Raw genomic sequence first — 23,833 nt, 5'->3', positions numbered from 1 at the left:
TCTATTTTTTAATTTGATTGGTGGTTGGCTTTATAATTAAATATTATAGTAATTTAACCAAGGCCTGACTAGAAAATTCTCATAAAGAGCGTATTATTTGTATTATATAAGAATATTCTTACAGGACTTATGACTGGTAATACTTCGACCTTTAATGTAGTCGTATTTATTGTATAAGTTTTCGCTCTTTATTAGGTTTAACTCCCATGCTGCAAAAAGATAAAACACTTAGAAATCAGACGATTATTCTAAGTGTGTTTGTGTCCCTTATTATTACCGTAGGCTTTGCACTCCATGAATACCGCAATTTAAAAAGCCGTATTAATACCGATGTACTGCCAAGTATTGCTATGGAGATAAACTCTATAGAAAGCCATACTCAAAGTCAGTTTGAGTTTTTGCGGTTTACAGCTTTGCAACATGTTCCCACTCGAACTGACAAACTTACCGAAAATCGAAAATCTGGCCTACTTGATCAATGTCTGCCTCATATTGATCGTGACCCTGAAACCAACCAGTTTAGTAATCGCGCAGCTCAAGCTCTAAATAAAGCTGGAGATATGCGTAGTGGTATTTTATTGGGGCAAGGTGATATCGAGAAGTTCTCTTCCGAAACGTTAGATATTTTATGTACCGTACTGACAAGTGCTAGTGCAAACTCAGAAATGGTGAGACTGGTTAAACCGCATCCTACTCTTCCCGCTCTATATTATTTTGTCGCGAAAGATGCCGATTTCATGTTCTTATTTGATCGTGCTTATTCCGAAGTGGCGGCGAGTGAATACTTTACACCTGAAGTGAAAAGACAATATGAATCATTTGGCAATCAATACACGGGTTTATGGGTCACTAATCCGTATTCGGATGGCATAACCGGTCAACAAACGATCACTTTTGTGCAAAATATTAAGAACTACCGTAGTCAAACGGTAGGGTTCTTAGCTAGGGATCTGTATCTCAGTGATTTAGTTGAGATGATTGATAACTCATTATCACAGAGAAACACTCATATTCATTTAATGCAGTATGGAAAACTTGACGTATTAAATGATGATCGAGTGCTATTGAGTCATACCTCTAAAGGTATGGATTTGAGTGGTCAGACACTTTTAAATTTTGAATCTGTTAATTTAGAACAAAGTCAATCTGGGTTTGGGCATCTTAGCGTACGTTTATCCGTGCCATTTAGTGCTATGACTCGCTTAGTTTTAGCAGAGCAGTCATACCTATTTTTCATGCCATTGTTTGTGTTCTTATTTAGCTACACTATTTTGCAGCAAATGTTGCGTGGTATTCGAGAAAGTGACAAACAATATTTTGATTCACTGACTAAGGTGTACAACCGCCATGGCTTGTACCAAAAAGTGTATAAGAAAATTGATAAAGCGGTGACACATGATAAAGATGTTCATATCTTTTCAATCGATGCTAATAAATTTAAGCAGATCAATGATAAGTATGGCCATGATACTGGTGATAAGGCGATTGCTTTAATTGCGAATGCAGCAAAACATATCTGCCAACCTTGTGATGATATTGTTCGTTTGGGTGGTGATGAGTTCTTAATCGTGCTTTACATCAATGCCAAGAATGAGTTTGATCCTCAGCAGTTTATGATCCGTTTGAATCAAAAATTGGCCTATGATTGTAAGGCGTCTTCTATTCCTGTCTTCTCTGTCAGCGGTGGTTATGTGCTATTTAGTGCTCAAACTAAACAAAGTTTACCTCAAGCGATTAAAGAAGCTGATTCGATTCTAATGAGTAAAAAATCGATCGATAAGATCGATACGATTTGCCATGAGTTTGATAGCTTCGATATTAACTTATCAGAAGAAGAACAAGCGATTAAACTGAAAATGGTGGATAAGCTGAACTTTGTGGAAGCTGAGCATTTATTACAAAATGAGTTAAATGAAGCGGTTCTGACGGTTTACCATGGTAAGTTGAACTACTTGATTAGTAACTATTTCAAAATGATGTACTCCTGTACCCGTGAGAACGATAACTTACATAATTATCGCTTGAAGATAGTCGAGAGTCATTATGACGCTGGGATCCCAATGTCAGTGTTCTACTTCTTATTTATTAAGTATTGTAATTTCTTATTCCGTGACATTGAAATTAACCATGATGAGTTTGTGATCAACAATCGTTTACATGCTTATGAATTGCATTTTATGTCTAGCTTAAAAGGCTAAATTAGTCTGATATCTCAAGTCACTGGGTATAAACGATATTGAATAATAAGAGGGTAGGCTGAGGCTTACCCTTTTTTTATACCTATGAAATTGCCTTACTTAAAATTTTTAGCTACTCCTGAACTTAACTACTTCGTTTGTTTGAGTCACTCACAATTATATTTTCGCCCAGCGAGAACCAAATAAACACAAAAAAGCCCCTCAGTAAGGGGCAAACGTTCCATCGCTTTTTTTATAGTTATTCTTAGCGTTAGGCTCCGTTTTTAAGAGCCTAACTGCCTACTTTATCTTTTAACCGAAGTCACCATTCACATAACCTTGAGTACGGTCATCTCTCGGGTTGCTGAAGATGATTTGTGTTTCATCATGCTCAACCAGTTCACCCATTAAGAAGAAGGCGGTACGGTCTGAAATACGACGTGCTTGTTGCATTGAGTGAGTCACGATAACGATGGTGAATTCTTTCTTTAGAGATTCCATCAACTCTTCAATTTTATGCGTCGCAATTGGGTCAAGTGCGGATGTTGGTTCATCCATTAAAATTACATCAGGTTGCATTGCAATAGTACGAGCAATACATAGACGTTGTTGCTGACCACCAGATAGGCCAAAGGCGTGTGATTTTAAGCGATCTTTCACTTCATCCCACAAAGCGGCGCCACGCAGTGATCTCTCTACCACTGAATCAATGTGCTTTTTGTCTTTAATCCCTTGAGCGCGTAAGCCGTATGCGACGTTCTCATAAATGCTCATTGGGAATGGATTCGGCTTTTGGAATACCATTCCTACTTTAATACGTAGATCTGATACATCGATATTGCCATAAATGTCGTTATCATCCATGGTCACTTTTCCGGTGATTTTTACCCCTGCAATTAAGTCATTCATGCGGTTTAGGCAGCGTAGTAGGGTAGATTTACCACAGCCAGAAGGACCAATTAATGCGGTTACTTTCTTTTGTGGAATAGGCAAATTAATGCTTTTTAATGCTTGGTTTTCGCCGTAAAAAAGATCTAGGTTTTCGATGTTAAATTTATTCATTGTGATATCTCTTTGTCGTGGTAGCCGCTGATATGTTTATCGAGCCACTACTTATCATTCATTTAAGGTCTAATTTGTGTATTTAACTAATAACGAGCTTATAAATTACGTTTTGTGAATTAGTAGTTCGCTTTATTGATGCGACTAGCGATTAACTTGGTCAACATATTGATGATGAGAACCAGCACAATCAAAACGGTGGCAGTGCCGTAAGCTTGGTTCCATTCATCGACCGTAAATAGCTCTGTCGTTAATTTATATAGGTGAACGGTTAGCGTACGGCCTGAATCAAGTAGTGATTCTGGAATACGAGCAACCATACCTGCGGTTAAGAAAACCGGGGCAGATTCACCAATGACACGACCAATACTTAGAATGACCGACGTTAAAATACCTGGCATGGCACTTGGCAAAATTAAGCGCCAGATAGTGTAGATTTTTGATGCGCCAAGGCCGTAAGAACCTTCGCGGTAAGTTTGTGAAACCGCCATTAATGCTTCTTCGGTGGTACGGATGATCACAGGTAGAATCAAAATGCTGAGTGTGAGAGCACCAGACAAAATTGAAAAACCAAACCCCATTACCGCAACGAAGAATGTCATACCAAATAGACCAAAGATGATCGATGGAATACCGGCTAATGATTCAGTACAAAAACGGATCACTTTAACCAATTTACTACCCGGTTTGGCGTATTCGGTTAAGTAAATCGCCGTCATAATGCCGAGTGGGGCAGCGACCGCAATGGAAGCAATTACCATATAGATGGTTGACACGATCATCGGGAAAATACCGTGCTCTTCACCCGTACGAGTGTAGTCATCGGTGATGAAGTTCCAATCTACGTGCTGTAAGCCATTGGATAAAATGTACCAGATAATCCAGAACAGGAAACCAACCGTTAAGCCAGCAGAGATCCAGATGAAAGCATTTAAAATAAGATCTTTATTTTGACGTTGTTTTTTCAGTTTGAGTAATTCTGAGTCTTTTGCGAAATTCATAGTGCTTACCTCGCTTTCTGACGGTTAAGGTACAGAAGAGCTGCATTTAAAATCATGATGAATGCTAATAACACGACACCTGTTGCATAAAGCGCGTTGGCGTGAATACCACTTGCGTAAGACATTTCAATCGCAATATTGGCAGTTAAGGTACGTGCTGAATCAAGAATGCCTTCTGGCATCGCAGGGGCGTTACCCATCACCATAATAATGGCCATGGTTTCACCTAAAGCGCGGGCGATACCTAGGATGACACCGGTCATGATGCCTGAGCGAGCAGCAGGTAAGAGGATTTTAAATATAGTGAAGGTTTTTGAAGCACCGAGTGCCAACGAACCTTCTTTATAAGCATGAGGTACTGCGCGGATAGAGGTTTCTGAAACCGTAATTACCGTTGGTAGAATCATTACACCAAGTACAATGATACCGGCAAGAATGGTGTTACCCGCTGGAACTTCAAAGATTTGCTGAATTAGCGGCACAATGATCACTAGACCAAAGAAGCCGTACACGACTGAAGGAATACCCGCTAATAATTCAACCGCAGGACGAATCACATCAGCGATACGTTTAGGGGCAATTTCAGCAATGAAAATAGCAGTTAATAGGCCAACCGGTACCCCAACAAGGACAGCACCAAAGGTTGATACGATTGACGCGACGATCATGGTGTAGACACCATATAACGCCGGCGGTAGCCAGTTATCACCTAGTACAATGCCTGAAACGCCCACTGCTTTAAATGCAGGGATACTTTCAGCAATGATGAAGTAAGCGATGAGGGCAAGAGAAACGATACCTATAATGGCACTACCTAAAAATAGGCCGTGGAAAATTTTCTCTTTCCAGTCGATACCTTTTTTCTGGCGTAGGTTGCCATTGTTTTCAGAAGTTGGGTCTTCCGAATTTGCGACAGTATTCATAAGCTTGTCACTATTTGTTGTTTTGTCACTATAAGTGGCGATGGTCATAATCAAAACTCACATATCGAAAAATGTTTATACCCGTTGAACATGCTGCTGCAGTTTTGTTGTCGGTGTTCACTGCAACTACAATGACTTTGGGTATGCTAAGTATCCGAGATGGAAAATAAGCTCAGCCCTTGCGAGCTGAGCAATTAAAGTTAAAGGTGTTGCTTAGTGGATATCAATGTAGCCTTGTGCAGTTACTAACTTTTGAGCGTCTTTAGTTAGCATCCAATCTAGGAATTTTTGTGCTGTTGGTGTTGGGCGACCTTCGTGGTAAAGCACTAGGAAAGGACGAGCAACTTTGTAAGTATCATTCTTAACATTCTCAACCGTTGCTTCAACGCCATCAACCGTTAGTGGGTGAACCGTGTTATCAACCGTACCTAATGAGATGTAACCGATAGCGTAAGGGTTGCTTGCGACCATTGTTTTTAGACCGCCGTTACCGTTAGCAACTTGAGCGCGTTGAGAGATAGCCGATACTTTCATATCGTTCACTTTCATTTTTAGATCCATGATGTCTTCAAATGCGCCACGAGTACCAGAAGCAGTATCACGTGTAATCGCTACGATAGGCTTATCTTCACCGCCAACGTCTTTCCAGTTAGTGATTTCGCCTTTATAAATTTTTGTGATTTGCTCAGAAGTTAAACCCTTCAATGTATTTTTTGGGTTAACAACAACGGCGATACCGTCACGTGCAACGACTTCTTCTGTTAATGTCGGCTCTTTTTCTTCCGCCTTTAAAGCACGAGAAGACATGCCAAGGTCAGCTGAATTGTTTTTTGCAGCTTTAATACCCGCTGAAGAACCAGGTCCTTGAACTTCAACAAATACATCAGAATTGGCTTTCATGTATGTTTCAGCAAAGACTTCCATTAACGGAGTAACACTACTTGAACCTACCGCAGAGATAGTTTCTTTGGCTGATACTGGGTTTACTGTTAGCGCGCTTAGGATTGCTAGAGCGCTGATTACTGTCTTTTTCATACTTTCGTTTCCTTTATGGCTTCATGCCGTTAAGTCGTTCAGTTGACGAAAGCCACTTTAGGGTTGGAATATGACAGTTGTGTTACAGTAATTTGAAACATAAATGACAGTGAAGAAAATTCTGACGCTGCTTTATTGCTTAGCGAATGGCTCTATTGATGTTTATAATAACGTTAAGGGATTGGAATTTTTATAAATGGATGTTTTGGAGAAAGTCATTGAGCACTATGAAAAAACAGATTCGAAGTGGGGTGCTCTGTAGTGCAATAGTCTTTGCTCTATTTTCTATTTCAACTGCCAGCCATGCGGATATGACTTCACCTATCCAAAGTGAAGCCGATCCAGTAGGGCCAAAAGAAAATACCGATCAAGAGAGACTCTTTCCTATTTGGGGTAAAGAAGCGCGCGAACGTGGTTATACCTTACCGAAAACGTACGGTTTTTCTCTTAGTTACATGAGCATGGATCAACCGATTAAGATCAACAGCATCAATTTATCTGGGCCGCTTTCGGTTGCGCCTAATCAAGATCTCAGCACCATTTCTGACGCCCTTTTTGATAATTATCTTGATATTTCTGATGCTAGCCAGCAAGCCAGTAATGTGACTTTACGTGGGGATATGTGGCTGTTTCCCTTTTTGAATGTTTATGGATTACTAGGTTATACCGATGGCACAAGTTCAGCGCCGATCACCTGTAAAGCGGGGCGTCCGACGAGTATTCTAGGCAATCCTTTAGCTTCAATCGTTAATCAGCTGTGTGGCCGGAATCCTGATGAAACTCGCCATATTGGTAATTTTGATTTGGATTATCATGGAGTGACGTATGGCATCGGGACGACATTAGCTGGTGGGGTTGGTAATTGGTTTACGATAGTGGATGTCAATTTCTCACGTACCGAATTAGATATTCTAGATGGTCAAATTAACTCGGTGGTAGTGTCTCCGCGTGTTGGTTACCGCTTTACCCCTTATAACCATGAATTACGCGTTTGGGTTGGGGCAATGTACCAAGGGATTCAACAAGAAATGGCCGGTGATTTGAGTGATATTTTATCTGGCGATCTTGCGACTGCCGTTAATGCGATTGCCCCTGATGGCCGTTTTGATGTCAAACAAGAGCTTGAGTCTGAATGGAATACCACACTAGGTTTTAACTATGTATTGAGCCCAACTTGGGATGTAATTGCTGAAGTTGGTATGGGTGAGCGGACTAGTGCATTCATCGGTTTAGATTATCGATATTAACGATGGTTTAAGTATGTAATGTAAGTTTGGATTTAAAAATTAACAAAGTCACTTGGGTATCATTATGAAAAAGGTTTGGTTAGCGGCGGCAAGTTTATTATTGACCGCTTGTAGTACAACAACGAATTTATACGTGAATCACCTTGCTTCTAACGTGGCGGATGAAGGGTTTACCGAACATACCCTTACTTTGAATGATGAGGATCATCATACTCAAGTGCATTATTGGGATAACCAAGTCGCCAGCCAAGATACTGTGATTTTGATTCATGGTGTCGGTGGAGATGGATTATCTAACTGGCAATCGACTATGCAAGAATTAGGTAGTCAATATCGAGTGATTGTGCCGGATATTCTATGGTACGGCGAGTCGACCAGTGATCTTCAACCTACCTTAGAAGATCAAGTGACAGTGATTGCTGATTTATTAAAAAACCTCGATCTTGATGGCAATGTGCATATTGTCGGTCATTCTTATGGTGGTTTTATCGTCTATGGTTTATTGGCTAACTATGATATTGCGACTACCGCGACATTCATTTCTAGCCCGGGTGGAGCGTTTGAGCAAAAAGATCTTGATGCGTTATTAGCTCGCTTTGAGATTGAAAAACCGAGTGATTTATTCGTGCCGAAAAATGATGCTGACTTAAAGCGCTTAATGAATGCTACCAGTGAAGATCCGCTGCACGTACCAGCCTTTACGATGGATGGATTCTACGAAAAGTATTTTGCCAGTAATTCAGAGCAAAAGATTTATATGCTGGATCACTTGATGGATTCGCGTGAAGAGTTTGTGTCTAAAATCGCCAACAGAGAGCTTCCACCGGTTCAAGTGATTTGGGGAGAAGATGACCGGATTTTCCCTCTAGAAAGCGGGATGTTGTTATCTAAACAAACCAAAGGGCCTTTATATATTGTGACGGATTCTGCGCATAATATTTTATTAGAGAAGCCGGATACCGTGAATCGATTATTGAAAGGCTTTATTGAACAATACCATCATCAGCAAAATGATGTTCTTCAAGAGTCGAAAAGCCAGTAAGTATTTAGGATAAATAACGTGATGTTTGCAAATAAAAAATACGCTACGACAGCTTTATGGATGACCGTATTTTTGTCAGGGTGCTCAACCTACTCATGGACAGAAACCACGCAGCCTCAGCAAGAAGATGTCGCCGCTATGCTGTCAACGGCAACGCCAGTATCACAAGATAACCTGACGACTAGCACTGACTTTGATTTACCCGGTAGTGTGCGCCCATGCTGCGCGTTTGGTAATCGCCAACATGTCGAAGTCGGTAAAATGAAAGTGCCCTTTTTTCAACTACCCAATACCGCCGATATTGATGACATAGGCCCGCATATTTATAGCTCTAGTCAGTTTTCTATGCGAGATAATGACACCACAGGTTCGCTGCAAGGTGAGCACAATGGCGTGTTATACACCTTGCAAGGTGGCTTTATCGATCTCGCTCATGTTAGAGATACCGCAGATAACACCACAGGGCTTTTCTATAAAATTTACCCGAAGCTCGGTCAAGATTTTACGATTAAGCTCGATCCTGAGCTAGGTGAGCGAGAAATTCACTTTCAAGCATTTGATACTTCCCATTTTACTGCTGCACAAAAAAGGCGTTTAAGTATCGAGCTTGCTGCTTACTACGGTTTTAAAATGGCGCAGGGGCATGAGATTTCTCAGTGGCACGGTTATAAAAGCTTCCCATTATTTCCTGAGCTAGTGTCTGCTTATTCGTTAGAAGATTTGTATTCCAATATGTTAGGAGCCAAATTAGCCTCGAAACTGCTGGTGGAAGAGTTGTCGCTATCGGTAGATGACTATAATCGCAATATGTCGATTTGGCTGTATCAGACCCTACAATACTTGCAGCCTTTGAATAAGCAATTGAGTAGCCAAGCTTTTGATGCGGTGGATGGGACATGGTGGGACTCAGAAACCCCGATCCCTGAAAAGTATATGATCTTAAAGCGTAACTATAATCTCACCATGCAACAAACTCCTGCGCTTCTGAGTGAGGCGGATGTGGCGACGCGTCCAGATTCAGAATTGGTCGATCATATTCATGATGGTATCGAGCCTTTAACTCTATCGTTAAGCGCGCAGGATTTTGGAATTGTATTTGACGATATTTCGAAGATGACAATGAAAATAGACGATAAATATCGAGACTCTTTTACCAGTCATATTCCCGAAAGTTTGTACCCTGACTATGTACTCGATACTAAGGTGTACAACGACATCGCCAAACATGACCAAGAGTTTGATCGTAAAGAATATCAAGCACTATTAGAGCAAAAAAATAAGCAGTAGATTTTGGATCTACTGCTTAAATCGGGAAAAACGGCGTTTTAATTACCAGTAGTTCTCAAAGCTAAATTGGCCCGCTTCACGGCGTAGGTGCTTTTTATAGCCCATTTTCTGCAAACAATCTCTTGTGTCATGCACCATGTTTGGATTGCCGCATAAATAGAAAAAACTCCTTTCTATACTAGGCTCTACGTGTGCGGCCTTAGCAAGTGAGCCATCTTGCAATCTTTGTGGGATTCGCCCTGATAAGGCACCTGACACTTCTTCCCGAGAGACAATCGGCACATAACGTAGCTTACCTTGGTAGGTTTTCATCAGCTCCATGATCTTCTCTTTATAAACCAACTCTTCCTTGGTGCGTACCGCATGCACTAAAATTAAATGCTCAAAACGCTGGCACTGTTCGACTTCTTCTAAGATTGATAAGTATGGCCCGATGCCTGTACCGGTTGATAGCATCCATAAATCTTTCGGCCCTTCTGGTACTTCATTTATCGTCATAAAGCCTGCGGGAAGGGTGCCGACTAATACCTCATCGCCAACCTGTTTATGCTCAAGTAATGGAGTAAGTTTGCCATCTGGAATTTCGATAACTAAAAACTCCAACTCAATATTGTCGCCATTTAAGTTAGGTTTGTTGACCATCGAATAAGCGCGTCTTACCCACTCATCTTGTTCATTGAGTACGGCAAGTTTGCTGAATTGACCCGCGGTGAAAGCCGGAGTAGGAAAGGCATTGATAGGGGCTTGCACGCGCAGAGAGAATAAATGCTCCGCCCAATTTATTCGTTTGATAATAGTACTAGTAACAAACCCGAGTGGTACTTCTTTCATCTGCATCTCCCTGTTTATTCTTGGGTATTAAGATAAAAATCAACAATTCCAGCATACACTTTCAGTATAGATTGGCAAACCTATGGTGGCTTTATCTTGCGCTAAGTTTCAGTGCATCTTCAGTAAATCTTCAGCTTGACCCTTTAAAGTCGTGGTTAATGAAGTGAATTGAAGTAGGTACAGTATGAGCGTTAAAACATGGTTACGGAATTTTGATCGATATCGTCGACGTAAGATGGCAACACTAGAGCCATTATTATATCGATTGTTTATGAATAACAGCCAAAATCAATCTCATCTCCTACAAAAGAAGGAGGTGAGTTCAATATTGATAATCAGAAATAACAAGAGAATAGGAAATATTTTATTTCTAATCCCTTTTGTTAAGCAGGTAAGAGCTTCTTATCCGAATGCAAAAATTACTTTGTTATTGTCTCAATCATGGCAGAAGTCTATTTTTGAAAATATCGGAGTAGATGAAATTCTCGTCTCTAACTTCTCATTTTCGAAAGTGGTGTCATGTTTAAAGTTAATAAGATCTTTAAAACGAAAAAGCATTGATTTGATGTTAGTTCCTTACTCTTCTGCTGAGGATAGTTTTATCGCTTCAGTGTTATCCGCTAAAAACAAAATTTCATCTCATAGTGAAAATAGAAATGAATGTTTTACCCATACATTTAAGAATGATTCTGAGCTTTCACATATGGCGTTTAATAAACTGTTTCTTATTAAGAAGCTAACGCATGAAGAAGAGTTGAACAATGTTTGTCATAAATTAGCTTTTAGTGACAGTGAAGAATTGCTAGGCATGAAAGACAGAACTCTAGTCTATGATGGAAATAAAAAGTTAGTTGCTTTTTTTCGAGGCGCTAGAGGAAAGAAACAATTATCCGATCAACAATGGAAAGACATATTAATTAAATTCGAAGAAGAGTCCATAGAACCTATTCAATGGGTCGAAATTTTGAGCAGTGATATTAGTCAACCACTGTCTAATCAATCATTAATATATCAAAACAATAATTTGCGCTTGCTTGCCAGTTTTTTGAAAAATGTAGATACCTTTATTTCTTGTGATACAGGACCTTTGCATTTGGCAGACGCTGCGGGTGTTAATTGTATTGGCTTGTTTACTCACACAAATTCAGAGACCTATGGCGTCATTAATGGACGATCTGTAAATCTTTATGATTGGTATCACACTGATGTTACTGAGCATTTGTCGGTAATGGCTCAATAGTAGTGCGGTCATTCAGGTTTCTATTCATATTTGTGGCTTAAACAAGGTTTTTCAATGACGTCTTTTATATTTCGATTATTTACTTTTGATAATGCGTTTCGTCCTAAGGTGAAAACAAGCACTTTCATTCTTGTCGTCTCTTTTTATTTTGGATTTATTCTAAACTACCCAATCGTATCAAAGGTTTTTGAACTTGGTAAAAACGTGCCAGATGTTTGGTTTCCCTATACTGGGCCTTTTGTGCTTTTCTTTGCTTTTATTACTGTGTTTTCAATTTTAACGCTACCATTCATTCTTAAGCCTTGGTATGGCTTTCTGTTCTTAAGCTCCGCTCTTGCGTTGTATTCCATGCAAGAGTTTCATGTTCTATTTGATACATCCATGATTGAAAATATTATGGAAACCAATGCATCAGAAGCCTTGTTTTATTTAAATATTCGTTCGGTGTTTTCTTTTTTGATTTTTGGTCTGATTCCCACTCTGGTACTAGTATGGGTTAGGGTCGAGTTTCACTCATCAGTTTTCCGTGAATTGGTGAGCCGAGTGATATTAATATTGGTTTCAATTGTTTTCATTACCATCATTGCGATTACCACTTATAAAGATTATGCCTCCGTTGGGAGAAATAACCGTTACCTTAATAAGATGATAATTCCTGCGCATGTATATGATACGTATAAGTACATTAAGCGTAATTACTTAACTAAGCCCTTGCCATATACGTCATTAGGTGATGATGCCAAATTGCTGCCGACAAAAAATGACAAACCAACCTTAGTGGTGATGGTGTTAGGGGAAACGGCTCGTGCAATGAATTTTTCGGATAATGGTTATTCTCGCGACACGCAGCCATACACTAAAGATCTTGGTTTGATTTCATTTAAAGATGTGTCGTCATGCGGCACTTATACCGCGCTATCTGTGCCTTGCATGTTTTCGAACATGAATCGCACTGGTTACAATAAAGCGAAAGCTAATGCACAAGATAATGCTGTCGATATTATTGCAAAGGCAGGGGTGGAAACATTATGGGTTGATAATGATGGTGGAGACAAAGGCGTTGCCCATAATACTCAGTTGATTGATATTGACCCGACTAAAGATGACGATTTATGTGATGGCAATACATGTTATGACCAGGTGATGTTAAAACCAGCCGAGCAATTTATCGAAAAAGATAATAAAGATAAGTTGATCATTTTACATGCGATTGGTAGCCATGGCCCCACTTATTTTCAGCGCTTTCCGGCAAAATTTGCGAAGTTTGCCCCATGGTGCAATAGAAAAGATATTGAGCAGTGTACAGACCAAGAAATTACCAATGTTTATGATAATACTCTGGTATATACTGACTTCTTCTTAGCGCAGGTGATCAAGCAACTACAGGGTCATTCACAAGACTATAATGTTGCGATGATGTATGTGTCTGATCATGGCGAATCACTCGGTGAAAATGGCTTATATTTGCATGGTACGCCCTACGCTATTGCGCCAAAAGAGCAGAAAACCGTTCCTTGGTTGTTATGGTTTCCGAAGCAATATGCAAAACAAAAACTGATTGATAAGGCTTGTGTAAAAGAGGAAGCTCAGAAATCTCGCTACACACATGATAACTTTTTTCATAGTTTGATTGGGTTATATGGAGTGGACACCGAAGCTAAACAAGCAAGCTTAGATTTATTTTCTAACTGTCACGTATAAAATTGAATAGAGTTACCAATAAAGATGAATGAAAAAGTTGTCGTAAAACGAACCGGTATTATGCGCATCATTTTTACCTTAAAGCACAGTTTTAATGGTTTGAAGTGGATGATAAAAAATGAGGCAGCATTTCAGCAAGAGTTAGTATTATTTATCCCATTAACCGTTTTGGCTTGCTACCTTGATATTAGCGCGGTGCAATCGGTGTGCTTAATTTTATCTATGATGTTTGTGTTATTTGCGGAAATGGTGAATACCGCCATTGAAGCGGTTGTTGATAGGGTAGGTTTGGAGTATCACACTTTATCTGGTGTGGCGAAAAATGTTGGCTCAGCCGTCGTTACCTTAAGCATGATTATGTCTGCGATGGTGTGGGGCGTGATTGTTTACCCGTTATTTTGATGGCATGAATTCAGACAAGATCCTAATTTGAGCAGAGAGTAGCAAAAGATGAAAGTATTAATCATTGAAGACTCTGAAGCATTGCGCCGCGGATTAAGTGTTGGATTAAATAATCTTGGTTTTACTGTTGATGAAACGGGTGATGGTTCTGTGGGTTTAACCATGGCCTTGAATCAGCAGTATGATTTGATCGTTTTAGACCTAATGCTCCCGAATGTAGATGGTATGAGTATTTTGCGATCTTTACGCCAGCAAGGGATTCAAACCAAGGTTCTTATCTTATCTGCCAAGACACTACCTCAGGATAAAATTGATGGTCTAATGCAGGGAGCAGATGACTACTTAACTAAGCCATTTTCCTTTGAAGAATTACATGCCAGAATTTTAGCTTTGTTACGTAGAGGCCAACTGCTTCAACAAGGAAACCATCATCAGGTCGGTGGTTTTTGTCTCGATCTTGAAACGAAACGATTTAGCTATCAAGATCAGGAGATCGAACTGACTCGCAATGAGTTTAAAATCATGGAATGTTTATTTTCTGCCAAAGGGCGAATAGTCAACGTTGAGATGATCAGTGAATCTGTGGTGGGGAGCTTTGATTATTTATCGAAAAATACCATTGAATCCCACTTGTCTTCAGTGCGGAAAAAGGTCAGAGCGCTAGGTGGTGTATTGCCAGTTAAAAATAAGCGCGGCTTTGGCTATTTTGTCGAAGAGACCCCTAATGTATAAGCAATCACAAACATCCTCAATTAAGCGTAACTTAGTCAATTCGATTTCCTTGGTATTTGGCATCATCATTTTTGCAGTTTATCTCTCCATTGATTTAAGTTTAGATAGTTGGGTAGATAAGCAATTTGATATATCCCTCGTCAATAAGGCGAATTATATGAAATCGCTTGTTAAGGTTTCAGGTGATCGCTTAACTTTTGATGATGACCTCCTCTCTGAATTTCAAGAAGACGAAGATGCTCACTTTTATCAGTTGTGGTCTAATAGTGGCAGTTTCAAACGCTCCAAATCATTAGCTCAGTATCCAAAGATAGACCTTATCAAGTTAACTCTTCCGCTAAATACCAATCAATTACTCGATGTCACCTTGCCAAATGGGGAAGAGGGAAGAGCATTTCTTTCCTATTTTTTACCTGAATCCGAGCAACTGTCATCTACTCATGAACATCCTGCTTACTTAGCCTTATATCAATCCAATCGTTCTTCAGAGAGTATGTTGGTATTAATTGATATTTTGCTGGTCGTGACGTTTTTTATGTCTATCGTAGTGATGCGTTATATTGCGATACGTATCGTTGATAAAGGTTTGAAACCACTGCAAACCATGAACGCTCAAATTAAGCAAATTGGCATTGATCAAAGTTCGGTGACAGAGATCCCTGAGCCTGATTTGCAGTTTGATGAAATCGAACCTATTCGCAAAGAATTGAATGCTTTTATTAAGGCGAACCAAGCATTTTTGCAAAACGAAAAGCGTTTAACGGGCGATATCGCTCATGAGCTGAAGACGCCAATCGCAGAAATTATGAGTTTGAGTGAGATTTACATTCGCTACCCTGAAGATGAGCGAATAGGGGCAACCTATAAACAAGATATGTTTAAAATCGCTCAAAGAATGAAGAAAATAGTAGATAACTTATTGTTATTGCAAAAGACATCATCAGCGACTATTCAGATTGAATTAGAAGCGATCGATTTATATCAGTTAGTTAGTGAAGTAATGGAAGAGCTGACCTTTAAGTTTTCTGATGTCGATAGCCGCATTCAAATATTAATTGATAAGCCATTGATATTTGGTGATTCATTTTCATTACATACGATATTGCAAAATTTAATTGATAACGCATTATTTTATAGCCCAGAAGGTTCTCAAGTCACGGTATCGTTAGTGCCAGAACAAGCTGGGGTAGTGTTAGAAGTTCGAAACCAAGTACACACAGTATTGACCGAACAAGATATCGCACACTTATTAGAGCCTATGTATCAAGCTGATCAATCCAGAACGTCTAATGATCGTTATGGTCTAGGGTTGTCGATTGTTAATAACCTATGTCAGCTAAATGGCTATCAACTTGATGTTGTATATCAAGATGAAGAAATTTGTTTTAGGGTTCAAGGGCTAGAAGATACTAGCGCGGAAATAGGGAAATAATCCGTCATTAAATCTTCTGTTTTTACCTATGCTGAAAAAGCCGATACTAATCAGGCTCTATTATGTAATTATCCCCCTAATACATAACAGCAGCTGTACATGACATAAGTGATACGTAACGAAGGAAACCTAGCTCGCCTATAAAGTGAGCTAGGTTTTTTTTATGTTTTTCGTTAACCAATTAGTTGGTCGGACGAATAAACGGCATGTGACGGTTTACGTCTTTATATAGCAAGTAGCGGAACGGGCCAGGGCCACCGGCATAACAAGATTGTGGGCAGAAAGCGCGCAGCCACATGAAATCGCCAGCTTCTACTTCAACCCATTGTTGGTTTAAGTGATAAACCGCTTTGCCTTCTAGGACATATAAACCATGTTCCATTACATGCGTTTCATCAAATGGGATCACGCCACCCGGTTGGAATGTCACAATATTCACGTGCATATCGTGGCGCATATCGGTTGAATCCACAAAACGTGTTGTCGCCCACGCATCATCGGTTTCAGGCATCGGAATCGGTTCAATATCATTTTCATTGGTAACGAATGCTTCAGGAACATCTAGCCCTTCTACGTATTGGTAAGCTTTACGCACCCAATGGAAACGCACCGGCTCATTGCCCTTGTTGTGTACCGTCCAATTGCATTTTGGTGGTAGGTAAGCGTAACCGCCTTCGGTCATATGATGCTTTTCGCCTTCAATGGTCAGTTCCATTTCACCGGCAACCACAAACAATACGCCTTGAGCAGCAGGATCGAGTTCAGGTTTATTAGAGCCACCACCGGATTCGATTTCGACAATATATTGAGAAAAGGTTTCTGAAAATCCGCTAAGTGGGCGAGCGATCACCCACATACGCATGCCTTCCCAAAATGGTAAAAAGCTGGTCACGATATCGCTATATACGCCTTTTGGAATAATGGCATAAGCATCGGTAAGTACCGCACGATCAGACAATAGTTGGGTCTGAGGTGGTAGGCCTCCCTGCGGAGAGTAATAGGTGTGTTTATTGGTCATTCTTGTGATCCTTCATACAAGAGAGAAAACGAAATATAGATTTATTATGCGCTTCACATTTTAAATTTAAAAATTAAATAATTTAATTACTATTAGTGGGTAATCCACTAGTTTGGAGTGATAAGTAAATCCGGTGAATCAGTAAGTGAGATGAAATATGAATACAACTTTAGATCCTGTGCTATTACGCAGCTTAGTCGCGGTGGTGGATACCGGAAGTTTTACTCGCGCCGCCGACAGTACTCACTTAACTCAATCGACGATTAGCCAGCAGATCCGCAAGCTCGAAGCACAACTTGACTGTGAGCTACTAGTACGTAAAAAGCGCTACGCCACGCCGACAATAGAAGGTGAACGTATCGTTAGTCATGCTCGTCGAATTCTCACCATGATGGAAGAAGCGATTGCAGAAACTGTGAGCACGGCAGAGCAAAGACCGATTAAACTTGGCGTGCCGGAAGATTTTGCCACCCATGAATTAGTCCCGACATTATCGCTATTTTCTCAAGCCTTTCCCGAGGTACGTTTGGAAGTGAAAAGTGGTATGTGTAGCGAAATATGGACGCAGTTTCAAAACAATGAATTGGATTTAGCACTCGTCAAACACCGTCCCGGCCAAGCAGAAGGGATCGCTAAATGGCAAGAGCCGCTAAGTTGGATTGATGGTAAAGGGTTTAATAATTTACAAAAGGCTACCGTACCGCTGGTGGGTTTACCAAGCACTGGCTTATATCGCAGTGAAATGGCGCATACCTTTGATTCACTAGGTAAGCGCTGGAGGATGTCTTACATCACCAGTAGTCTTTCAGGGGTAGGCTGCGCAGTAGAAGCTGGGCTTGGCGTTTCGCTACTACCTACACGCCTAGTGACACCGCTTCATCAAGTTTTAAATACAAAGGATGGCTTGCCAGATGTGCCAGCGCTGGAGTTAATCCTGCATGCACAAAAGCAATTGAGTCAGCAAAGTAAATTATTAGTCGATAAGTTAATTGAAGCTTGTGATGGGATTTATAGCGTTTGATCGAAATGCGCCCGTTCATAGAATAGACAATTTCATCTCATCTTTTTGTTTATTGTTAATTATATAAATATCAGTGAATTAGGTGCACTTTGAATGGTTTATTTAAAATGCTATGAAAGTTTTTTAAAGATCAATGGTTTAATGTAAATGACAACTTTGTTATAAATGAGTTAAGAAAGACATGTTTTGTCTTTTCGATAGGCTGCGGGATGCAGCGATAAATATAATAATGATACGGATGTTTTATGAAAAAATTACTCCAAGCGGCTGTGCTTTCAGCCACTTTGTTTACGGCTACTTCAACGCTAGCTGATACCACTCTGCAAAATATTGCTAAATCAGGCGAGCTTCGTGTTTGTTTTGATGCTGGTTATATGCCTTTCGAAATGAAAGCTAAAAATGGTGAGTTTATTGGCTTTGATGTTGATTTAGGCAAAATGCTCGCGAAAGCAATCGATGTGAAATTCACGCCAGTGAACACTTCTTGGGATGGAATTATCCCAGCCCTCCTAACCAATAAATGTGATGTCATCATGGGCGGCATGACCATTACGGCTAAGCGTAATATGCAGGTTAACTTTACCCAACCATACGTGGTGATTGGTCAAAGTGTTCTTTTAAATGCTAAGCATGCCGGTAAAATTACTAGCTACCGTGACCTTAATGACGAAAAATATACTATTGCAACTAAATTAGGCACGACAGGTATTATTGCGGCTGACCGCTTCTTACCAAATGCGAAACAAAACAAGTTTGAAACGACTGCAGATGCGGCACTTGAAGTGTCTAACGGTAAAGCAGATGCCTTCGTTTATGACCTACCATTTAATGCCATTTATACCGCACAACATAAAGGCGAAGTGGTTCACTTAGATAAGCCATTTACTTTTGAACCTCTAGGCTTTGCGGTTCGTCAAGGCGATCCTGATTTCCTTAACTTCTTGAATAACTACTTAAATCAAATTAAAGGCGATGGTACTTATGATCGCATTTATGACAAATGGTTTAAGTCTGCTTCTTGGTTAGATAAAGTTCAGTAAGAAACTGTATAACAGCCAGAAATAGTGAACGCTATATTCTGGCTGTTTTGTATCTGTCTTTTACGTTGTTATTCAAAGGATTACTATGCAGTCTAAACCCAATACGGTTTTTTGGAATCTTGTTTTTGTCGGCATTATTGCTGCGCTTTTTACTCTCGTCTATTTATCGACGTCTAGAATTAATTACAACTGGAATTGGGAGCGTGTAGTTCCTTATATCATTGATACTCAGCCAGAGATTATTAATGCACCGCTAGATGGTGATATCGTTAAAAATTCTGAAGGAACATTAATTCTACAATCGGTTTCCGGTGATGAATTGATGGATTTATCGCAATTTAAAAACCTTAAAGTTGCAGCTGGCGATTTAGTGTTTGAAGGCGATACTTTGGCCGAAAAGAGCCAATGGAAGCTGGGCACTTTAAGCAAAGGTGTGATTGTTACCATACAGCTGTCTGTGATCTCGTTAGTCTTTGCGATTGTAATAGGGATGTTTCTTGCCTTAATGAGGCTTTCTAGCAATATCGCATTACGTAAACTTGCCGTTAGTTATATTGAATTGATCCGTGGTACGCCATTATTAGTTCAAATCTTTATTGTGTATTTCTTTATCGGAACAGTACTCGACCTTGATCGTTTCACTTCTGGTGTTGTGGCGCTCTCGATGTTTACAGCTTCTTATGTGGCTGAAATTATCCGCGCGGGTATTCAAGGAATTCACAAAGGTCAAATGGAAGCATCGCGTTCATTGGGTATGACCTATCCACAATCAATGACGTATGTCATCTTGCCTCAAGCTTTTAAACAAGTACTTCCACCATTAGCAGGACAGTTTATTAACCTGATTAAAGATTCTTCTTTGGTATCTGTGATTGCGATTACTGATTTGACTAAAGCAGGTCGGGAAGTAGTCAGTGGTACGTTTGCACCGTTTGAAGTGTGGATCACTGTCGCTTTATTATATTTACTGCTAACGGGCAGTTTATCTTGGGGCATTCAAGCATTAGAAAAGAGGTTATCAGTCAGTGATTAATTCTAATCAAAGCCATTCGTCTCAGTCATCTGCGCCAACAACAGCGCAGGGCGAGCCGATGATCGTGGCTGAAAAGATCAACAAAGTGTACCCAAATGGATGTCATGCATTAAAAAATGTTTCCGCAACAGTAAAGCGTGGCGAAGTCGTAGTGATTGTTGGGCCATCGGGTTCAGGAAAATCGACATTTTTACGTGCTATTAATCAGCTTGAGACGATTAGTGATGGCTCGATAGTGATTGATGGTGTCGATATGTACGCACGTTCAACCAATATTAATACCTTACGTGAAAATGTCGGCATGGTATTTCAGAGCTTTAACTTGTTTCCACATAAGACAGCGCTTGAAAACGTCATGCTAGCGCCGATGGTGGTATCAAAGCGCAAACGTAAAGATGTTGAAGCGGATGCTAAAGAGTTAATGGCTAAAGTTGGTCTTGCTGAGCGTATGACTAATTATCCGAACCATTTATCTGGTGGGCAACAACAACGTGTGGCGATTGCTCGGGCATTAGCGATGAATCCTCATATTATGCTGTTTGATGAGCCAACTTCTGCGCTTGATCCTGAAATGGTAGGGGAAGTATTAGAAGTAATGAAAAGCTTAGCCAATGAAGGGATGACGATGGTAGTCGTGACTCACGAAATGGGCTTTGCACGTGAAGTGGCTGACCGAGTGTTGTTTATGCAAGATGGTGAGTTATTGGTTGATGCTAGCCCGGATGACTTTTTCGATAATCCAGAGCATCCAAGACTGCAGCAGTTCTTGTCGATGTTGCTTTAATTACTGATGTTACTTTAAATGCAAAGGTTATCGATTAAATAACACCATTGATAATAAATAGACCCTGAGTAGTTGAACAATTGAACTGACCCTCAATGTTGGTTGTTTAACTATAAAGGGTCATTTCAATTTGTCTGGATATAACGTTACTTAACTTGCCATTCGATTTGCTCACTTGCGCGAATTGGCACGACTACATCTTCACCAAACGGCATGGTTGCCGGCACATCCCAAGCTGATTTTTCAAGTGTGATGCTATCGCTATTACGAGCAATGCCGTAAAAATCTGGGCCATTGTGGCTAGCAAATGCTTCCAAGTTTTCTAGCTTGCCTTCTTTATCAAATACTTCAGCATATAATTCAACCGCAGCGTGAGCCGTGTAAGAGCCAGCACAACCACAAGCGGTTTCTTTTTTGCCTTGTGCGTGTGGTGCTGAGTCAGTACCTAAGAAGAACTTTTTCGAACCAGAGGTCGCCGCTTCAACCAAAGCTTGCTGATGGCTACCACGCTTTAAGATTGGTAAACAATAGAAGTGAGGACGAATGCCACCCACTAACATGTGGTTACGGTTAAATAATAAATGGTGAGCAGTGATAGTTGCCGCAACGTTATCACCGGCTTTGTTAACAAACTCAACCGCTTCACGAGTCGTGATGTGCTCTAACACTATTTTAAGATGCGGGAAGTCATTAACGATTGGTGCAAGCACGGTTTCTAAAAAGGTTTTTTCACGGTCGAAGATATCAACATCGTGAGTCGTCACTTCACCGTGAATCAGCAGTAGCATGCCAACTTCTGCCATCGCTTCTAATACTGGGTAGATTTTCTTGGCATCGGTTACGCCAGAATCTGAGTTAGTGGTCGCGCCAGCAGGGTAGAGCTTACAAGCAACAACTTTGCCAGAGGCGTGAGCTTCACGGATATCTTCAGCAGTGGTGTTGTCGGTGAGATACAGCGCCATTAACGGCTCAAATGTGTCGCTGTGGTTATGCGCCATGATGCGTTCGCGATAATCAATCGCCATTTGTAGGTTAGTTACAGGTGGAACGGTGTTTGGCATGATTAACGCACGACCATTGTAGCGGCTAATATCTTTCACGGTATTGGCTAACGCGTCACCATCGCGTAAGTGAACGTGCCAATCATCCGGGCGTGTAATGGTCAAAGTTGTCATGGTTTCCCACCTCATCAATCAGTTGCAATTTAAAAAAGCAAACGCTTTCGTGTGGTGCGCAATGATAGAGTAAAGCCTACTTTTTTTCATCCTATTTTGTTTATTTATAACTTATCGAGGTAAGGTTAATTCTGATATTCTTTAGACAAGTAGATATACCCAAGTAATTTCAAGGTGCGAGTTTCAGCAAGAATAAAACAAGCTTTAGGCAAGACAAATTGAATATGATCATAGTTATTCTATCTCTGTTCAATTTAACGCAGCATAAAGCTTGTTTTAACTTGCCCTTCGGGAGCTTCATCTAAACCTTTATACAGCGTCAGATTGACTTGAAAGGTACTGACATTCCTTCGCCAATCTTCCTTGCCTAAAGGTTTGGATGACTGCTCTGAATTCTGTATCTTGAAGTGACTTGGGTATATAGGTAAAAGATTTAAAAAGGAAGAGTGATGAATCAGTCGGAGCGCGGGAAGTCTGAATTAGAGAAAAAACTCGCCAAAATAGAAGCCACCTTAGGATTAGAGCCAATGCAAGATGCCAGATTAGATGCGATTAATGTTTACCCAGTTAAGTCTATTACCGGTGTTGAGTTGTCCTCGGCATGGGTTGAAAAACAAGGTCTAAGTTTTGATCGTCGCTTTATGGTGGCCGATTCGACTGGCCGCATGGTGACGGCACGCGAACATCATCAAATGGTGCGAGTAAAAGCAGCCTTGCATCCGCGTGGGTTGGTACTTACTTACCCAGAAGCGAAAGAGCCACTAGTGCTACGTTTTGATGAATTCGATATGGCAGAAGTAGAATGCACTGTTTGGTCAGACACTTTTCCTTCTTATAGTACTCACGAAAAAGCCAATCAGTGGTTTAGCTTTATTATTGGTAAACCAGTTCAACTACTGTTTACTGGTGAACAATCCAACCGCCAGCGTGAAAAAATTCAAACCAATGTTAGCTTTGCCGATGGTTATCCATTACTGCTGATCAGCCAGGCTTCTCTTGATGAATTAAATGAACGTGGCTCAGTGCAACATTCAATGGCGCAATTTCGCCCTAACATTGTGGTTTCTGATACCGAAGCATTTGCTGAAGATGGCTGGAAACGCATCCGAATTGGCGAAGTCGAGTTTGAAATCGTTAAACCTTGCATGCGTTGCGTGTTGACGACCGTGAACCCAAAAACTGCAATGCGTAGTGAAAAGAACGAGCCGCTTAATACTTTATCTAAATTCCGCGCTGATGAAACCGGCGGTATTTTCTTTGGCCAGAATGTAGTGGCGAAAAATGAAGGCATGATCCGCGGCGGTGATGTGGTTGAAGTATTGGAAACCAAACAAAAAGAATTCTATGCCGATACCAGCCAAGATGCGGTTGAAGTCGAACCAGTGAAAAAAGTGACCATTAGTATTGATGGCAACTTATTTGAAGGGGATAACCAATCTACCTTGCTCGAGCAAGCTGAAAAAGCCGGAGTTCCGGTTGCCAATAGTTGTCGTTCGGGTTTTTGTGGTAGCTGCAAAATGACATTGGAATCTGGCAAGGTCGATCAACCTGACATGCCAGCATTATTTCCCGGTGAAATTGACGAAGGCAAAGTATTAGCGTGCTGCTGTGTACCTAAATCTGACGTTGAATTGGTGAGTTAATTGCTCG

Annotated in this window: 21 protein-coding genes; 14 read left to right on the top strand and 7 right to left on the bottom strand. The window is 40.5% G+C overall.

Annotation, left to right across the window (positions count from 1 at the left end; translation table 11 throughout):
* Window positions 1-206: 206 nt before the first annotated feature.
* Window positions 207-2,198, top strand: coding sequence for a sensor domain-containing diguanylate cyclase (locus L3V25_RS01025; RefSeq protein ID WP_237293660.1), 1,992 nt, complete (start codon window positions 207-209; stop codon window positions 2,196-2,198).
* A 291-nt stretch (window positions 2,199-2,489) separates the two neighbouring features.
* On the opposite strand, the gene pstB is transcribed toward L3V25_RS01025, so the two are convergent.
* The 4 genes from pstB to L3V25_RS01005 all read right to left on the bottom strand — a co-directional run bounded on the left by pstB (window position 2,490) and on the right by L3V25_RS01005 (window position 6,198).
* On the bottom strand, window positions 2,490-3,239 hold the full coding sequence (gene pstB / locus L3V25_RS01020; RefSeq protein ID WP_237293659.1) for a phosphate ABC transporter ATP-binding protein PstB: 750 nt from the start codon (window positions 3,237-3,239) through the stop codon (window positions 2,490-2,492).
* Between the two features lie 119 nt (window positions 3,240-3,358).
* Window positions 3,359-4,240, bottom strand: coding sequence for a phosphate ABC transporter permease PstA (pstA, locus tag L3V25_RS01015; protein WP_237293658.1), 882 nt, complete (start codon window positions 4,238-4,240; stop codon window positions 3,359-3,361).
* 5 nt (window positions 4,241-4,245) lie between these two features.
* Complete coding sequence (pstC, locus tag L3V25_RS01010) at window positions 4,246-5,211, bottom strand: phosphate ABC transporter permease subunit PstC (protein ID WP_237293657.1); 966 nt, start codon at window positions 5,209-5,211, stop codon at window positions 4,246-4,248.
* Window positions 5,212-5,376: 165 nt separating this feature from the next.
* Entirely contained in the window at window positions 5,377-6,198 is an 822-nt protein-coding gene (locus L3V25_RS01005) for a phosphate ABC transporter substrate-binding protein (RefSeq protein ID WP_237293656.1), read from the bottom strand.
* A gap of 227 nt (window positions 6,199-6,425) precedes the next feature.
* Here L3V25_RS01005 and L3V25_RS01000 point away from each other — a divergent pair, with 227 nt between their 5' ends.
* From L3V25_RS01000 to L3V25_RS00990, 3 genes are all read left to right on the top strand, one after another.
* Window positions 6,426-7,445, top strand: a complete 1,020-nt coding sequence (locus L3V25_RS01000) for a hypothetical protein (protein ID WP_237293655.1) — start codon at window positions 6,426-6,428, stop codon at window positions 7,443-7,445.
* A 64-nt stretch (window positions 7,446-7,509) separates the two neighbouring features.
* The gene (locus L3V25_RS00995) at window positions 7,510-8,487 is read left to right on the top strand and encodes an alpha/beta hydrolase (protein ID WP_237293654.1); all 978 of its coding nucleotides are present in this window, start codon (window positions 7,510-7,512) and stop codon (window positions 8,485-8,487) included.
* A gap of 21 nt (window positions 8,488-8,508) precedes the next feature.
* A complete protein-coding gene (locus tag L3V25_RS00990) occupies window positions 8,509-9,774 on the top strand; it encodes a DUF4056 domain-containing protein (protein ID WP_237293653.1) in 1,266 nt (421 codons plus the stop codon).
* A 42-nt stretch (window positions 9,775-9,816) separates the two neighbouring features.
* On the opposite strand, the gene L3V25_RS00985 is transcribed toward L3V25_RS00990, so the two are convergent.
* A complete protein-coding gene (locus L3V25_RS00985; RefSeq protein ID WP_237293652.1) occupies window positions 9,817-10,605 on the bottom strand; it encodes a ferredoxin--NADP reductase in 789 nt (262 codons plus the stop codon).
* Window positions 10,606-10,789: 184 nt separating this feature from the next.
* Here L3V25_RS00985 and L3V25_RS00980 point away from each other — a divergent pair, with 184 nt between their 5' ends.
* From L3V25_RS00980 to L3V25_RS00960, 5 genes are read left to right on the top strand one after another with little or no spacing between them, the layout of a single operon-like run.
* Window positions 10,790-11,845: a glycosyltransferase family 9 protein gene (locus L3V25_RS00980; RefSeq protein ID WP_237293651.1), complete on the top strand. Its 1,056-nt coding sequence runs from the start codon at window positions 10,790-10,792 to the stop codon at window positions 11,843-11,845.
* A gap of 54 nt (window positions 11,846-11,899) precedes the next feature.
* Window positions 11,900-13,546, top strand: a complete 1,647-nt coding sequence (locus L3V25_RS00975) for a phosphoethanolamine--lipid A transferase (RefSeq protein WP_237293650.1) — start codon at window positions 11,900-11,902, stop codon at window positions 13,544-13,546.
* A 24-nt stretch (window positions 13,547-13,570) separates the two neighbouring features.
* The gene (locus L3V25_RS00970; protein WP_237293649.1) at window positions 13,571-13,948 is read left to right on the top strand and encodes a diacylglycerol kinase; all 378 of its coding nucleotides are present in this window, start codon (window positions 13,571-13,573) and stop codon (window positions 13,946-13,948) included.
* Between the two features lie 48 nt (window positions 13,949-13,996).
* The gene (locus L3V25_RS00965; RefSeq protein ID WP_027696735.1) at window positions 13,997-14,680 is read left to right on the top strand and encodes a response regulator transcription factor; all 684 of its coding nucleotides are present in this window, start codon (window positions 13,997-13,999) and stop codon (window positions 14,678-14,680) included.
* Window positions 14,673-16,112 (top strand): HAMP domain-containing sensor histidine kinase, encoded by a 1,440-nt coding sequence (locus tag L3V25_RS00960; RefSeq protein WP_237293648.1) that lies wholly within the window; start codon window positions 14,673-14,675, stop codon window positions 16,110-16,112. Before L3V25_RS00965 ends, L3V25_RS00960 begins: the two co-directional genes overlap by 8 nt.
* A 181-nt stretch (window positions 16,113-16,293) precedes the next feature.
* Here the strand turns inward: L3V25_RS00960 and L3V25_RS00955 are convergent, their stop codons facing one another.
* Window positions 16,294-17,130, bottom strand: coding sequence for a bifunctional allantoicase/(S)-ureidoglycine aminohydrolase (locus L3V25_RS00955; protein ID WP_237293647.1), 837 nt, complete (start codon window positions 17,128-17,130; stop codon window positions 16,294-16,296).
* Window positions 17,131-17,287: 157 nt separating this feature from the next.
* Between L3V25_RS00955 and L3V25_RS00950 the strand changes: the two genes are divergently transcribed.
* The 4 genes from L3V25_RS00950 (at window position 17,288) to L3V25_RS00935 (ending at window position 21,008) form a co-directional block, all read left to right on the top strand.
* Window positions 17,288-18,151, top strand: coding sequence for a LysR family transcriptional regulator (locus L3V25_RS00950; protein ID WP_237293646.1), 864 nt, complete (start codon window positions 17,288-17,290; stop codon window positions 18,149-18,151).
* 245 nt (window positions 18,152-18,396) lie between these two features.
* Window positions 18,397-19,191: a transporter substrate-binding domain-containing protein gene (locus L3V25_RS00945; RefSeq protein ID WP_237293645.1), complete on the top strand. Its 795-nt coding sequence runs from the start codon at window positions 18,397-18,399 to the stop codon at window positions 19,189-19,191.
* An 85-nt stretch (window positions 19,192-19,276) separates the two neighbouring features.
* Entirely contained in the window at window positions 19,277-20,224 is a 948-nt protein-coding gene (locus L3V25_RS00940; RefSeq protein WP_237293644.1) for an amino acid ABC transporter permease, read from the top strand.
* 58 nt (window positions 20,225-20,282) lie between these two features.
* Entirely contained in the window at window positions 20,283-21,008 is a 726-nt protein-coding gene (locus L3V25_RS00935; protein ID WP_089124532.1) for an amino acid ABC transporter ATP-binding protein, read from the top strand.
* 146 nt (window positions 21,009-21,154) lie between these two features.
* Here the strand turns inward: L3V25_RS00935 and pyrC are convergent, their stop codons facing one another.
* Window positions 21,155-22,183: a dihydroorotase gene (gene pyrC, locus L3V25_RS00930; RefSeq protein WP_237293643.1), complete on the bottom strand. Its 1,029-nt coding sequence runs from the start codon at window positions 22,181-22,183 to the stop codon at window positions 21,155-21,157.
* A gap of 449 nt (window positions 22,184-22,632) precedes the next feature.
* On the opposite strand from pyrC, the gene L3V25_RS00925 reads away from it, so the two are divergent.
* Entirely contained in the window at window positions 22,633-23,826 is a 1,194-nt protein-coding gene (locus L3V25_RS00925; protein ID WP_237293642.1) for a YcbX family protein, read from the top strand.
* Window positions 23,827-23,833 lie beyond the last annotated feature (7 nt).

Origin of the sequence: Vibrio sp. CK2-1 (assembly GCF_021726515.1) — a bacterium.
Lineage (GTDB): Bacteria > Pseudomonadota > Gammaproteobacteria > Enterobacterales > Vibrionaceae > Vibrio.
This window is presented reverse-complemented; position numbering and strand designations above follow the sequence as displayed.